Origin of the sequence: Streptomyces sp. NPDC001750, from assembly GCF_042892615.1 — a bacterium.
Classification (GTDB): Bacteria; Actinomycetota; Actinomycetes; order Streptomycetales; family Streptomycetaceae; genus Streptomyces.
Window position 1 is genome coordinate 127,417 of sequence record NZ_JBIAUE010000009.1, and the last position, 15,185, is coordinate 142,601.

Annotated in this window: 7 protein-coding genes; all 7 read right to left on the minus strand. The window is 72.4% G+C overall.

Annotation, left to right across the window (positions count from 1 at the left end; all coding sequences use genetic code 11):
• Positions 1–84: 84 nt before the first annotated feature.
• Entirely contained in the window at positions 85–2,097 is a 2,013-nt protein-coding gene (locus ACFYY6_RS16665; RefSeq protein WP_389193709.1) for a TOMM precursor leader peptide-binding protein, read from the minus strand.
• A complete protein-coding gene (locus tag ACFYY6_RS16670) occupies positions 2,087–4,420 on the minus strand; it encodes a TOMM precursor leader peptide-binding protein (RefSeq protein ID WP_389193712.1) in 2,334 nt (777 codons plus the stop codon). Before ACFYY6_RS16670 ends, ACFYY6_RS16665 begins: the two co-directional genes overlap by 11 nt.
• Positions 4,421–4,425: 5 nt before the next feature.
• Positions 4,426–6,408, minus strand: coding sequence for a BTAD domain-containing putative transcriptional regulator (locus tag ACFYY6_RS16675; protein ID WP_389193715.1), 1,983 nt, complete (start codon positions 6,406–6,408; stop codon positions 4,426–4,428).
• A gap of 9 nt (positions 6,409–6,417) precedes the next feature.
• Complete coding sequence (locus tag ACFYY6_RS16680; protein ID WP_386606871.1) at positions 6,418–6,723, minus strand: hypothetical protein; 306 nt, start codon at positions 6,721–6,723, stop codon at positions 6,418–6,420.
• A gap of 335 nt (positions 6,724–7,058) precedes the next feature.
• A complete protein-coding gene (locus tag ACFYY6_RS16685) occupies positions 7,059–9,647 on the minus strand; it encodes an FtsX-like permease family protein (RefSeq protein ID WP_351518444.1) in 2,589 nt (862 codons plus the stop codon).
• The gene (locus ACFYY6_RS16690) at positions 9,644–10,432 is read right to left on the minus strand and encodes an ABC transporter ATP-binding protein (RefSeq protein ID WP_351518442.1); all 789 of its coding nucleotides are present in this window, start codon (positions 10,430–10,432) and stop codon (positions 9,644–9,646) included. The genes ACFYY6_RS16685 and ACFYY6_RS16690 overlap by 4 nt, the downstream gene beginning before the upstream one ends.
• A gap of 444 nt (positions 10,433–10,876) precedes the next feature.
• Positions 10,877–14,857, minus strand: a complete 3,981-nt coding sequence (locus ACFYY6_RS16695) for a DUF6923 family protein (RefSeq protein ID WP_389193718.1) — start codon at positions 14,855–14,857, stop codon at positions 10,877–10,879.
• Between the last annotated feature and the right edge of the window lie 328 nt (positions 14,858–15,185).

Consider the following 15,185-nt stretch of genomic DNA (forward strand, 5'->3'; position numbering starts at 1 on the left):
AGGGGTGCGGAACAGGGCCGGGTGCGGCCCCGGCCGGGGCGGGTGCGGGACCGGCGGTCGTCGGAAGGGGCGCGGGACCGGCGGTCATGGGAAGGGATGCGGGGCCGGGTTGAGGTCGGCGTCGGTCAGGTCGTGCTCGCGCAGCCCGGCCACGCGCAGGGCGGTGCGCAGCCGGTCCATGCCGAGCGCCCGCTGACGGCTCCGACCGAAGTCGATCGGCAGCAGCCCCGGCACCAGGACGCCGACCGTGGTCAGCCCCAGTTCGCGCTGCTCCGGCATGGTCTGGTCGACGACGACCACGTCGAACCCGGCGGCGGTGACGGCGTCCACGCACCGGGTCAGGTCCTCGCGCAGGTCGTCGGAGACCGGCAGCACCGAACCGTCCCCGTACAGCGCGTCGAAGGACCGTTTCGGGGGGCGGGGCTCGCCCGGTCCGCCGAGCAGGAAGCGCGCGTGGTGGCCCATCTCGGGCAGTCCGTAGACCAGCGGGTGGTCGTGCAGCGCCTCCACCCGGTCGAAGTCGGCGGCCATGGCGCGCAGCCGATCCAGGTCGCGTTCGGTACGGCGGCGCAGGTTCACCGCGTCCGTGGCGATCTCGCACAGCGCGCCCGCCAGCGCCGCCTCCGGGTCGAGCCCGGCCCCGGCGCCGAAGCACATGAGGCCCGGCCCGCCGTCCCGGCGCACGGCCACGCCCGTGACGACGGGGATCGGGAAGGAGATCCGGGTGTCGAAGAAGCGGGCCTCGTAGCCGTACATCTCCAGCCGGTCGATCATCTGCCGGGTGGCGGGGCGGCGGCTGGTGGCCGCGTCGATCTCCGGCAGCGCGGCCCGGCCGTACCAGGCGAGCAGGAACGCGTCGCGCTCGACGACCTCCATCAGCCCGAAGTAGACGGCCTCCTCAAGGCAGCCGCCGGAGGCGCAGCCGTTGGAGCTCTCCTGGACGAACCGGTTCTCCAGACCGGGCGCGTGGTAGTACGTGAGGACCTCGGGCACCAGGACCGTGCGCCGGTCGCGCAGGGACCAGCCCTGCACCCAGGGGATGGGGCGGTCCGGGGCGAACGGGACCACCCGGGGGTTGGCCCGGTGGAAGTCGTCCGAGTACAGCCCGCACACCCTGGGGTCGAGCGCGTGCTCGCCGCGGGCCCGCAGTGCGTCCAGGGAGTCCGTAATCCCGGCCCGCTTGGCCCGCGACCGCATGCCCGCGTACCGCTCCAGACCCTCCAGCACACCGATCCGCATGCTCTCGGCGAACGTGTCCGCGTGGCCGCCCCAGAACGTCTCGCGCAGGTACTCCCCCGAGCGCATGGAGAAGCAGCCGATGGTGGCGGACGTGGAGGTGGAGGAGACGTCCTGGACCACGGAGGGGCCGAGCGACCCGCACACCGGGTTGGCGTACGGCTCCATCGGCAGGTCGTACGCCCCGATGTCCCGCACCCGGAAGCCGCCGGGGCGGCGCTTGGGCGCGGGGCGCAGGGTGAGCGCCGCCGCCTCGGCCGTGTCGGTCTCCGGCACCGCGCAGCGCGGGCACTCCGGATCGGGCACCAGCGGGTAGTGACGGACCGTCAGGGTCTCCAGGTCCACCAGGTGCACGGCCGGGCGGACGCCGGTTTCCGGCCCGTCGCCGGCCAGCCGGGCGGCGATCAGCCCCGCGAGGGCGTGCGCGGCGAACGGGGTGACGTACGGGGACTCCCCGGCGGCCCGGGTGCCCGAGCCCAGCTCCAGCGCCTCGCGCAGCGCGACGGAACGGACCGCCTGCCAGCGCCGCTCCAGGCAGTGGACGCACGTCCGGCCGCCGCGCTGCCCGCCGCTCCCCCGGGGCGCGAAGGGGCCGACGACCGCGTGCCGGCCGTAGAACCGGACGGGCACGGCGGGATCGGGGGCGCCCTGAGCAGCCGCGGTGCCCGCGCCGGCTTCGGCGGCCGGGGCGGGCCGCTCGTCCGCCGCCCCGTCCGCGAAGGCGTCGCGCACGCCGAGCGGCGCCACGTCCAGCGGGGGCGGCGTCCCGTGCCGGGCCAGCGCGTCCCGGAGCGCCGCCGCGAGGGCGCGCGCGGAACGGACCGGCGGGGGGTCCTGCCGGACCGGGGTCTCAACGGACATCGGGCCCGCCCTCGCCGTCCGCCGCACCGTCACCGGCCGTGCTCGTCGCGCCCGCGGCCCCCTGGGCCGCCGCGATACCGTCGACCGTGAGCAGCACCCGGGCGGTGCTGATGCCGCCCCCGGCGAGATCGGCCGGGGTGGTCGGCACGTACAGGGCGTCGCGCCCCGCGTCCGCGAGCCGGTCGAGGATCGCGTCGAACGTGGTCCCCGGCCCGTCGACCGCGACCGGGCCGCCGGTCACCGCGATGGATCCGGCCGCCAGGTCACGGACCAGCGGGTCGCCCGTGTCGACCGGGGACTCCGGGTCCTCGGCGGCCAGTTGGGCCTGCCCGAGCAGGTCCCGCAGCGCCGCGCAGGCCGCCGCACGCCGCGACAGCCCCGCTCCGGCCGCCCAGCGCCCCCGGCCGTTCCCGCCGTCGGCCTCCCGGGCCAGCACCACCTGCGCGGAGGTGCGCCCGCCCTCGCCCAGGTCCAGCAGTTCCACCGAGAGGTCCAGATTGGCCGCGGACTTCAGCAGGAACACCAGCTCCGGATCGTCCCCGTCGGCGGCGACCGGGCGGACCTCCGTCGTGCCCCGGAGCGCCCGCAGCAGCGCGTCGTGCGCCAGCGCGGACATCAGACCGGTGCCGGCCGCCTCCCGCTCGTCCGCGCCCGCGCCCGCACCGGCCCTCGTCGCGAGATGGACGCGCTCCCGGTTGTGCGCCCCGAAGGTCCGTACGGCCGCGGCGGGCACCCGGACCGGCTCCTTGCCGATCAGCGAGGTGGCCACGGTCCAGGCGTCCGGGAGCGCCCCGGTGCCGCCGCCGGTGGTCAGCGCGTCCGGGCCGAGCACCCGGTCCGCCACCACGCCCCCGGCCGTGCCGAGCGGCACCACGTGTTCCACGTACGCGGTCGCCGCCGCGTACAGGGCCCGCATCCGCGCCCCCGCCAGGTGGTGCACGTCGAAGGCGGCGATCCGCCGCCGCTCCCCGGCCCCGAGCGCCACCTCGACCCGGCTGATCTTCAGCGGGGTCTGGGTCAGCGCCTCGTCGTCCCAGCGCCGCAGGATCCCGGTGTGCGGACGCACCAGCGCCGCGCTGTACCGGTTCAGCTCGTCGACCATGGCCTCCGCGTCACGGGCGGTCTCCACGGTCGGAGTGACCGGCAGCGCCAGCCCCTCGGGCAGGGCGGCGGCGGGCTCGCGGTCGTCCAGGGCGGCACAGCGCCCGCAGCGCGGGTGCGGGCGGACCGGCTCGGCCATCACGTCCAGCGACGCCAGGTCCTGGATCAGGACCTGGCGGTCCGTCTCGGCGGGCAGGGCTCCGGTGGTGAGGCGGAAGACCTCGTAGCCGAGGAGGTTGCCCACCATCGCGGCGACCGGCCCGGACAGCGTGTCCCGGGACTCCGGGGCGGCGCCCGCCGCCTGGCTCCACAGCTCGGCGGCCTCCCCCGCCGCCACGTTGCCCCCCAGTCGCAGCACGGCGCAGGACCAGCAGCCGGTGGAGGCCGCGGTGGCGAGCGGCCCCACCACCAGGCGCTCGCCGAACAGCCAGGCCGGGACCAGGGTCCGGCCCTCGGGCACCCCTGCGGCCAGCAGCCGGTGGGTGCGCGGCCCGGCCCCGGCGCCGGTCACCACCACGACGTCGTACCCGTCGAGCTCCGCCCAGCCGGCCCCCGCCCCGGCGGCGATCCGGTCCGCGCGGGCGGCGGCCCGGCCCGCCTCGGCGGTCACGTCGGCGAACTCCGTGGTCGTGCCGATCCGTACGCACCCGTTGCGCAGCAGGCTCAGCGCGCACCAGCGGGCGATCTCGTCGTCGCCGAGGACCGCGACCCGGGTGGCCCGGAAGCGGGCGAAGCGTTCGGGGGCGCCGTCGGCGTAGTGGTCGACGTAGGCGATCTGCGCGGCGAACCGCTCCGCGACCTCGTCCGGCACCGCCTCGGCCCCGGTGCCGGGCTCGGGCACGTCACGGGCGAACTCCCGCTCGTACAACGTCTTGACGAGCTCCGCCGCCATCGCCCGCTGGGCCGGTCCGAAGCCCGCGCAGAGATCGGCGAGCCGGTGGTGGCCGGTCAGGTGCGGGACGACGAGGGAGGCGAAGCGGTAGGCGGTGCGACCGGCCAGGTGGAACCCGCCGTCGGCGTTGTGGAAGAGCACCCCGCCGGGGGTCTCGGTGAACAGCACGTCCCGGCGGACGCGTGGCCGGGTGGCGGCCAGCGCGTCGAACGTGGCGGTGGACACGGGAGCGGGCGACGCGGGGGCGGTCGCAGTGGTCCCGGGGGCGCCGCCGGTGGTCCCGGGGGTGCTCCCGGCGGTCTTCTGGGTGCTCTCGGGGGTCTCGGCCATGGGGGTCACACCTTCTCTGTACGGCGGATGCGTTCCTGGTCGGTTCTTCGCGCGTGGGCGCGGAGCAGTGCGTGGATCCGGTACGGGCCCGGCGGGCCGTCCTCCAACAGCCCGGCGTCGGCGAGCCGTTCCAGGACCACCTCGGTGACGGCGGGAACGTCCTCGGGCCCGAAGCCGTCCCCGGGGGTCGCGGCCACTCGGAGGAACGCCTCGGACAGCCTGGGGTCGAGCCGGTTCAGCGCGCCGTCGAGGACGGCGGTCACGGACAGGCCCGGAGTGTCGGTGAGCGTGAGCCGGGCCAGCGGGTCGTCGCCGAGCCAGCCGACGGCGTCACCGAGCCGCAGCGCCGGCCGGGTCAGCAGACGTGCCGTCAGAATCCTCAGGGCAAGCGGGAATTGACCGCACAGCCCGGTCAGCCGACGAGCGGCGTCCGGTTCCGCCTCGACGCGTTCGGACCCCAGCACGGACCGCAGCAGCGCGTACGACTCGGCCCCGGTGAACACAGACAGCCGCTGCACCCAGCCGCCGTGCGTGGCGACGAGTCCGGCGAGCCCCATCCGACTGGTGACGATCACCGCCCCCTGGGCCCGCGCGACGGCGGTCAGCAGCGGGCGCACCTGGTCGGCGTCCACGACGTCGTCGAGGACGAACAGGACGCGTCCCCCGTCCGGTGCGGCACTCAGGGCCGCCGCCACCTCCGCCCGGACTGCGGCGGGATCCCGGGGCTCGCCGTCCGGCCGGGTCATCCGCACCAGCACCCGGCCGCCCGGGAAGTGCTCCCGCGTCAGGTGTGCGACGTGGTGGGCGAGCGCCGACTTGCCGATGCCGGGAGCGCCCGACACCAGCACGGTGGGCGGGTACTCGGCGGCGTCGCCGAGCGGGGCGGTGAGCCGGGCGGCCGTCGCGGCGGTCTCGGCCTCCCGTCCGGTGAAGTTCGGCACCGGCGAGACCGTGGGCGGCCCGGCCGTGCCGACAGCCGCTCCGGGCAGGTCTGCACCGGTGACCGTTCCGGACAGGTCCGTGCCGGTGGCCACTCCCGGCGGGGCCGTACCGGCGGCCACCGCTCCGTGCGGGGGCGTTCCGGTGGCCGCACCGGCCTTGAGCACGGCGGCGCCGGTCGCTCCGGACCCGGCCGCGGCGCCGGCCGGCGGCAGCGCTGCGGGGCCCGCCGCCGTGACCACGGGCCCTTCCAGGATCCGCGCGCCCGCCCCCGTGCCCGCGGCGGCAACGGCGGCGGTGGCGGCGCCGAGGTCCTCACCGCGCAGGATCGCGAGTTCCAGCTGCTGGAGGGCGGGCGAGGGATCGACGCCCAGTTCGTCGAGCAGGAACCCCTTCACCCGGCGGTACTCCGCGAGGGCCTGGGTCTGCCGACCCGTACGGTACAGCGCCTCGATCAACTGCTCGTGGAGCCGCTCGTGACCCGGGTATACGCGCGTAGCAGTCCATAGTTCGACCAGGGCCTCGCCGTACCGTCCCAGCACCAGCAGCAGGTCGCAGACCCGTTCCACGCTCCGCAGCCGCTCCTCGGCCAGGCGCGGCACCTCGTCCCGGTGCAGTACGTCGGAGCGCACATTGGCCAGCAGGGAGCCCTGCCACAGCGACAGCGCGTCCTTGAGCTCGCACAGCTCCGCCTCCGGGTCGTGCGACAGGACCTCGGCCCGCCTCACCTGCTCCCGGAAGCCGAGCAGGTCGAGGGTGTGCGGTCCGGCGGTGATCCGGTAGCCGCCCGGCACCGCCTCGATCGACGTCTCGGTCACCCCGTGCTTGGTGAACAGCCGGCGCAGCCGCAGTACGCAGGTCTGGAGCGCGGCCTTGGCGGTGGCCGGCTGCTCCTCCCCCCACACGGCCTGCTGGAGGTAGTCGGCGGACACGACGGTGTTGGCGTGCAGGAGGAGCGCCGCCAGCAGGATCGTCGGCTTCGACGGCTGGAGCACGACGGCCTCCGGGCCGTCCGTGAGGGTCAGCGGACCCAGCAGCTGAAACCGCATCACCGCGGTCTAGTCCCAGCCATTGACCAGCTGGCACACCTGCGCGGGTGCGGAGGACACGGGCAGCTGGGCCACGATCGCCTCCAGCTCCGTACAGACCCGCTGGACGAGGTGCGCGGGAAAGTCCGCGCCGGCCCCGGCCTGCGGGAGGGCGGCCTGTGAGGCGGCGGCCTGCGGGGCGGCGGGCCGCTCGGCGGGGACGGTACCGGCACTGGCCGTACCCGCGGAGAACCCGAACGCGGCGAGGGCGAATCCCGTGACGGCGGCGGTGCGTGCGAGGCCGGCCGGCTTCCGTGAAAGCGAAGAACTGAACACGTTTTCCCCTTCGGCTGGTACGTCCTGCCGGAGGTCCCCGGCAGGACGACGATGCCAGCGGGGAAGGGGCACGAGCGGGCCCGGTCGTGTCAGCTTGCTGCACGTCCCGCGGCAGCTTCGTGCAACGGCCGCCCCGCGCATGGGGAACATTCGGGCGGCACGGGCACGGCGCGACACCGCACGACACGGCGCGACACTTCATGACACGGCATGACACGACGGCGGCCCCGGGGTGTTTGGAGGAACACCCCGGGGCCGGTCAGTCATCCTACGTCGGCGATGTTCGCGCCCATCGCCTCAGGTCGCGGCCGTCGCATCAGATGACGGCCGTCGTGTCAGTCGGTGGCGATCGCGTTCAGGACGTTCATCCTGCCCGCCCGGAACGCCGGGACCAGGGCCGCGAACAGGCCGACGAAGGCGGATCCGACGAAGACCGTGAGGATCGTCGGCCACGGGATCTCCAGGACGCCGAGCCCCTCCAGGGCCAGCAGCTTCTGGGCCGCCGTGCCCCAGCCCATGCCCAGACCGAGGCCGAGCAGTGCGCCGAAGACCGCGATGACCACGGACTCCAGCCGGATCATCCGCCGCAGCTGGCGCCGGGAGAGACCGATGGCCCGCAGCAGGCCGATCTCACGGGTCCGCTCGACCACGGACAGGGCCAGGGTGTTCACCACGCCGAGCACCGCGACGATGATCGCGAGCGCCAGCAGCCCGTAGACGATGTTCAGCAGCTGACCGATCTGGTCCTCCACCATCTCCTTGAAGTCCGCCTGGTTGCGCACCTCGTACTGCGGGTACGGGGCGAGGGCCTTCTTCAGCCCGTCGTACGCCTCCTTCTCCTTGCCGTCCACGGCCTTGGCGAACATGAGCATGTTGTCCGGCACGGCGTCGGCGGGAAGGTACCGGGCGGCGGTCGTGATGTTGACGTACATCGAGTCCCGGTCGACGGTCGCGTCGTCCGAGGTGATCGCGGCGACCTTCAGCTTCGCCGTCTCACCACCCGTGAACGCGACGGTGATCCGGTCGCCCACCTCAATGTGGTGGTCGGCGGCGAACTTCTCCCCGACCGACATGGCGTCCGGGCCGTACGCGTCGGCGATCTTCCCGGCGACGGTCTCGCGACGGACGTCCTCCGGGTAGGTGGGGTCGGCGGCGGACAGGCGCGCGCCCTTCTCGACGGCGCCGTCCGGGGTGGTGAGCCGGGCGCCGACGAGCTTGTACTCGGTGAAGTGCTCGATGCCCGGCGCGGACTCCAGGGCCTTCGCGGCCTGGTCCACCAGGAGCGCGCCCGAGCCCCCCTTCGGCTGGACGATGAAGTCGGCACCGACCGACTTGTCGAGTTCGTCGGTGGCCGAGGCGACCATCGAGGAGCCGACGACCGAGAGGCAGGCCACCAGGGCGAGGCCGATCATCAGCGCGGCGCCGGTCGCTCCGGTGCGGCGCGGGTTGCGCAGGGCGTTGCGTTCCGCGAGCCGGCCGACGGAACCGAAGGCCCGCAGCAGCACCGCGCTCAGCACCCGGACCACGAACCCGGCCAGCAGCGGCCCGATCACGATGAAGCCGACCAGGCTGAGGACCACGCCGACGCCGAGCCACAGCGCGCCCGTGCCCGACTCGTCGGCCCGCGTCGCGGCGTACAGCGCGGCGCCGCCACCGAGGGTGAGGGCCAGACCGATCACGGCCCTGACCCGTCCGGCACGCCCGTCGGCGGACGTCCCGGCGTCGCGCAGCGCGGCCATCGGGGAGATCTTCCCGGCGCGGCGGGCCGGCACGTACGCGGCGACGACGGTGACGACGACACCGAGCACCAACCCGGCCAGCGGGGTCGTCCACACGACGGTGAGGTCCTGGGTGGACAGCTCCATGCCCACGGCGCCCATGATCTTCATCAGCCCGACGGCGAGGCCGATCCCGGCGCCGACCCCGAGGACGGAACCGACCAGACCGAGGAGCAGCGCCTCGATCAGCACGGAACGGTTGACCTGCTCGCGGCTCGATCCGATGGCCCGCATCAGCCCGATCTCACGGGTGCGCTGGGCGACCAGCATCGAGAAGGTGTTGACGATCAGGAAGATGCCGACGAGGAAGGCGATCCCGGCGAAGCCGAGCATCGCGTACTTCATGACGTCCAGGAAGGAGCCCATCGAGTCCTTGCTGGCGTCCATGGCCTCCTTCTGGGTCTGGAGCTCGTACCCGGAGGTTCCGCCGAGCGCGGCGGCCACGTTCTTCTTCAACTCGGTGTGGGCGACGCCGGATTCGGCGGTCACGAACACGACGCTGAAGACTCCGGGCGCGCCGAGCAGCTTCTTCTGCGCGGTGGCGGTGTCGAAGTAGACGGCCGCCGCACCGGGGTTGGTGACCTTGAACGTGACGATGCCGCTGATCCTCGTCACGAGGTCGCCCTGGGCGGTGATGGTGCGCAGGGTGTCGCCGAGCTTCAGATGGTGCTTGTCGGCGGTGTCGGCGTCGACCATCGCCTCGGTCGGGCCGCGCGGCACGTGACCGGAGGTGATCTCCATCGAACGCAGGTCGTTCTTCGTCCAGTTGCGTGCGATGGTCGGGGCGCCCGTGGTCGAGCCGATGTTCTTGTCGTGGCTGTCGACGACGGTGACGGAGGTGCTGACCACGGCGCCCTCGGCGTGCCGCACGCCGGTGGCCCGGGCCGCCCGCTCGACGACGGTGGCGGGCACGGTGGCGGGCCTGCCGTTCCCCTGGGGCGGGGCGTCGTCCTCGGGCTTCTCGGGCCTGACGGTGACATCGGCCGCGGTCGCGGCGAAGAGCTTGTCGAACGTGGTGCTCATGGTGTCGGTGAAGACGAGCGTGCCGCACACGAACGCCACCGACAGCAGGACCGCGACGGCGGAGAGCGCCATGCGTCCCTTGTGCGCGAGGAAGTTGCGTCTCGATGTCTTCCAGACCGTCATGACGTCCGCCCGCGCGAGTCGAAGTCCTTCATCCGGTCCAGCACCTGGTCGGCGGTCGGGGCGCGCATCTCGTCGACGATCCGCCCGTCGGCGAGGTACAGCACCCGGTCCGAGTAGGACGCGGCCACCGGGTCGTGCGTGACCATGACGATGGTCTGGGCCAGCTCGTCGACCGACCTGCGCAGGAAGCCCAGCACCTCGGCGCCGGCCCGCGAGTCCAGGTTCCCGGTGGGCTCGTCACCGAAGATGATCTCGGGCCGGGCGGCGAGCGCCCTGGCCACCGCGACCCGCTGCTGCTGGCCGCCGGACAGTTCGGTCGGCCGGTGCTTCAGCCGTCCGGCGAGACCGACCGTCTCCACGACCTGCTGGAGCCAGGCCGCGTCGGGCCTGCGCCCGGCTATGTCCATGGGCAGGGTGATGTTCTCCAGCGCGTCGAGCGTGGGCAGCAGGTTGAACGCCTGGAAGATGAAGCCGATCCGGTCGCGGCGGAGCTGGGTGAGCTTCTTGTCCTTGAGCCCGGTGATCTCCGTCTCGTCGAGGAAGATCTGGCCGGAGGTCACGGTGTCCAGCCCGGCGAGGCAGTGCATCAGCGTCGACTTGCCGGACCCGGACGGGCCCATGATGGCGGTGAACTGCCCGCGGTCGATGTCGACGTCGACGTGGTCGAGCGCGACGACCCGGGTCTCCCCCGCCCCGTACGCCTTGACGACCTGTCGTGCTCGTGCGGCGACGGCCGTACGCCCTCCAGTGCCCCCATGCCTGGGAATGGTCACAGCCGTTGTCACGGTATTTCTCCTATTTCGGTCGGTGTTCGGGGTGTCGCGGCGTACGAGGTGTCGCGGTGCTCGGGATGTCGCGCGGTCGCGGTGGTCGCGGCGTACATGTACAGCCTGCTGTTCTCGCGGGTCCGGCGCGCTGGTGCACGGCCCCGTCTTCGGGTGGGGTTTTCCCCACCCCGCCCTCGTGGCCGGCCGCGTCCGCGGTGGCGGCACGCTGCGGAAACACGCTATGGAACGACCCGTGACCGCCACGTCGTCCGCCGGGACGAATCGCCCCTGCGCAAAAGTGGGGGGCGGCCCTTAAGGGCTCCCACCTCGGACGGAGCCGTCCGGGAAACGTGGAGGCGCCCGCCGGGCCCACGGTCGGTTCCGTGAGCGCGGCGGGCGCCGGTACGTGCGGGTACGAGCCGGTTCTGGATCAGTCCCGCCTCAACCCTTCAGGGGTGCGGGTCAGTTGGTGCGGCGTCGGCGCTTGCTGACACCGAGGACGAGTCCACCGGCGACCAGCAGCGCGCCACCGACCCCGAGGAGGGTGAGTGCCTTGGCACCGGTGGACGCCAGCGGCCCGGAGGACTTGTGGGTCGTCGGGTACGTCCCGGCACTCGGGACGTACGGGTTGCCGGGCCCGTTCGGGGCACCCGGCCCGTTCGGGGCACCCGGCCCGTTCGGGGCACCCGGTCCGGCGGGCTTGCCGCCCGGCGTGATCTCGACCGTGGAGCTGGCCTCGGGGGAGAAGACTTCCTTGTCGCCCGACTTCCCGGAGGCGGTTGCCTTGTTGACGACCTTTCCGTTCGTCACGTCCTTGGCGGTGATGGTGTGCGCCGGGGCGGTGCAGTCCATCGACTTCCCCGGTGCCAGGCTCGTCGCCGGGCAGGTCACCTGGCCCGCGGTGGGGTCCGACACCCTGATGTCGGTGACGGTGCGGGTGCCCTTGTTGGACACCTTCAGCGTCCACTCGATGCGGTCACCGGCATCGGTCCTTCCGTTCTTGTTGACGTCGACCGGCTTCGCGGTCTTGACCAGGTCGAGCCGTCCCTCACCGTTGGGCGGAACGGTCACCTTCGACGGGGGCGAAACCGGGGGTTCGGTCCCACCGGGCGGCGTACCCGTGGCCGTCGCGGTGTTCTCGATCGAACCCGCGTCGACGTCCGCCTGCGTCACCTCGTACGACGCCTTACAGGTCACACTCGCGCCGGGCGCGAGGTTCGCGGCCTCGTCGGGGCAGACGACCTCGGACAGCTTGCCGGTCCCGGTGAACTCGCCCTCCTTCACCTTGACGTCCTTGAGCGTGACGTTGCCCGTGTTCGTCACCAGGAACTCGTAGGAGACCTTCTCGCCGGCCACCAGTTCACCGGGCTTCTCGGCCTTCCCCGTCTTGACGACGGTCAGGTCCGGCTTCGGAGGCGCTGGAACCGTCACCTCCGACGGAGGCGACACCGGCGGCTCACCACCACCGGGCGGCGTACCCGTGGCCGTCGCCGAGTTCTTGATCGAACCCGCGTCCACGTCCGCCTGCGTCACCTCGTACGACGCCGTACACGTCACACTCGCACCAGGCGCCAACGAACCCGCCCCGGCAGGACAGACCACATCCGACAGCTTCCCGGACCCGGTGAAGTCACCCTCCTTCACCTTCACGTCCTTGAGCGTCACATTGCCGGTGTTCTTCACGACGAAGGCGTAATCGACCTTCTCACCGGCCACCAGCTCGCCGGGCTTCTCGGTCGAAGCCGACTTCACGACCGTCAGCGCGGGATCCGAAGGCGCCGGAACCTCCACCTCCGACGGAGGCGACACCGGCGGCTCGGTACCGCCGGGCGGGGTGCCCGTGGCCGTCGCGGAGTTCTTGATCGAACCCGCGTCCACGTCCGCCTGCGTCACCTCGTACGACGCCGTACACGTCACACTCGCACCAGGCGCCAACGAACCCGCCCCAGCAGGACAGACCACATCCGACAGCTTCCCGGACCCGGTGAAGTCACCCTCCTTCACCTTCACGTCCTTCAGCGTGACATTGCCGGTGTTCTTCACGAGGAACGCGTACTCGACCTTCTCACCGACGGCCAGTTCGCCGGGCTTGTCCGTCGTGGCCGTCTTGACCACGGTCAGCGCGGGGTCCGAAGGCGCCGGAACCTCCACCTCCGACGGAGGCGACACCGGCGGCTCACCACCACCGGGCGGGGTGCCCGTGGCCGTCGCGGAGTTCTTGATCGAACCCGCATCGACATCCGCCTGCGTCACCTCGTACGACGCCGTACACGTCACACTCGCACCCGGAGCCAACGAACCGGCCCCGGCAGGACAGACCACATCCGACAGCTTCCCGGACCCGGTGAAGTCACCCTCCTTCACCTTCACGTCCTTCAGCGTGACGTTGCCGGTGTTCTTCACGAGGAACGCGTACTCGACCTTCTCGCCCACCACCAGCTCGCCGGGCTTCTCGGTCTTCGCCGTCTTGGTCACCGTGAGAGCGGGGTCGGCCGGAGTCGGCACCTCCACCTCGGACGGGGGCGACACCGGGGGCGGTGTCCCACCGGGCGGGGTGCCCGTCCCCGTGGCCGAGTTCTTGATCGAACCCGCGTCCACGTCCGCCTGCGTCACCTCGTACGACGCCGTACACGTCACACTCGCACCAGGCGCCAGGGACGCTGCCCCGTCAGGGCAGACGACATCCGACAGCTCGCCGGTGCCGGTGAACTCGCCCTCGTTCACCTTCACGTCCTTCAGCGTGACGTTGCCGGTATTCGTCAGCACGAAGGAGTAGTCGACCTTGTCACCCGCCACCAGCTTGTCTGGGTTCTCGCTCTGCCCCGACTTCACGACCGTCAGGCCGGGCTCGGGCGGCGCCGAGACCTTTGCCTCGGACGGGGGCGACTCCACGGGCTCGCCCCCGTCCGGCGGGGTGCCGGTGCCGGTGGCGGTGTTCTCCAGCGAACCCGCGTCGATGTCCTCCTGCGTGACCGTGTACGTGGCGGTGCAGGTCATGCTCTTGCCAGGGGCCAGCGGGCCGTCCGGGCACTGCGCCACCGGCGCCGTGCCGGTGCCGGAGAACGAGGTCTCCTTGACGGCCACGTCCTTCAGTTCCACGTTCCCGGTGTTGGTCAGCACGAACGAGTACGTGATCTTCTCGCCCGCGGCCTTCACGGTGTCGGGGTCGGCCGTCTTCTTCACCGACAGCCCCGGGACCAGAGGGGTGCCCTCGGTCGAGGACTCGTTGTTGTCCGGGGTCGGGTCCTCCTCGTTGGCGACGACCGTCCCGGTGTTGGTGACCGGTTCGGTCATCGAGGCCGGGCTGTCCGCGGTGATGGTGATGGTGTTCTCCGCCCCCGCGAGGGTGCGGCCGCCGACGCAGGTCACCGTGTTGCCGGCCACCGTGCACCCCGGCGTCGAGGTCTTGACGTTGGTCAGCGGTGCCGGGACGACATCCTTGACGGTGTAACCGCTGGAGTTGCCGGGCCCGTTGTTCTTCACCGTCAGGGTGTAGGTGATGGGGGTCCCCGGCTTGAACGTCTCGGGGCCCTTCTTCACGACCGCGAGGTCGGTGGGCAGACCGGGCGAGGCCGCGCCGTCGTTGTTGCCGCTCGCGGGGCCGGGCGCGGTCGAGACAAGGGTGAACGTCGGATTCGCCGAGGCCGGGTTGGCGATCTTGATCTGATAGACGGTGCCCGACGCGTTGTCGGAAACGCCGATGTTGCCGTTGCCGAACGTCCAGGCCGCACCGAATCCGTATCCGGCTTCGGCCGCCGGAACCGCCGCGCCGAGGACCGTGACCGTCTTGGTCGCGCCCAGGAGGTCGACACGGACCATCTTGCCGCTCACCTCGACGCCCCAGAAGTAGCCGTCCGCGTACGTGAGGTCGGCGGTGGGCGGCACCATGGGCAACTGGATCGTCGAGGTCACCTTGCCGGTGGCGGGATCCACCCGGTAGGCCACGTCGGTGGCGCTGGAACCGACGTAGAGAGCACCGTCCGGGCCGAAGGCCCCCCAGTTCGCACCGCCCGGCACGACGTCGGTGCCCACGCGGGTGACGACGCCCCCCTGGCCGATCCGGATGATCGAGCCGACCGGCATGGCGGTCGACCCGCTCGTGACCACCCCGTACAGATAGTTGTCCGCCGTGTTGTAGCTGATGGCGTTGTAGTTGAGACCGGCTGTGGCCGTCCCCTCGGGCTGGAACGTCACGCTCCCGGAGGCACCGGTGATCGCCTTGTAGAGGCGGGTGGGTATCTCCTGCCCGACGAATACCGTCGGGTCGGCCGGGTCGAACGCGTCACCGGGCGCCGCGTACGAGGCGGGGGCGGTGAGCAGCGGGGTCGCGGCGGCGCTGAACCCCGTCAGCATCGCCATGACCACGAGTCCGGTGAGCGAGCGGCGCTTCCTGTGCCGCCCCCGGCGGGCGGGCTTGACGGCCCGTGCGGGCTTGATGGCCATTCAGAACCCTCCCGGCTTCCGTCTCGGTCCGGGACGTCCGTCCCCGTGCGCACCCGCCGACGTACCGGGCCTCGCATCCCCGTACGCCCCGGGGCGGGACGACGGCCACCAGGACCGGCCTCCCCCGGGTCCGCTCGTCACGGCACGGAGCCGCCTCAGTGCATCCATTCCTGGCTACCCCTCTGTATGAGACATCCAGCCATTCATGCCGTCAGATCCCCGTAGAAACCGCACATATGACGGTATAGGCATCTAAACCTAAGAAAGGAGTAAAGCACCCAACCGGCCATTCCGCACTAGTTGTCTTTTTTTGGCTAAATGCGAAGCC

Coding starts and splice junctions, on each gene's coding strand:
- ACFYY6_RS16665 (WP_389193709.1), bottom strand. CDS start 2,097: ATGTCCGTTGAGACCCCGGTCCGGCAGGACCCCCCGCCGGTCCGTTCC.
- ACFYY6_RS16670 (WP_389193712.1), bottom strand. CDS start 4,420: ATGGCCGAGACCCCCGAGAGCACCCAGAAGACCGCCGGGAGCACCCCC.
- ACFYY6_RS16675 (WP_389193715.1), bottom strand. CDS start 6,408: ATGCGGTTTCAGCTGCTGGGTCCGCTGACCCTCACGGACGGCCCGGAG.
- ACFYY6_RS16685 (WP_351518444.1), bottom strand. CDS start 9,647: ATGACGGTCTGGAAGACATCGAGACGCAACTTCCTCGCGCACAAGGGA.
- ACFYY6_RS16695 (WP_389193718.1), bottom strand. CDS start 14,857: ATGGCCATCAAGCCCGCACGGGCCGTCAAGCCCGCCCGCCGGGGGCGG.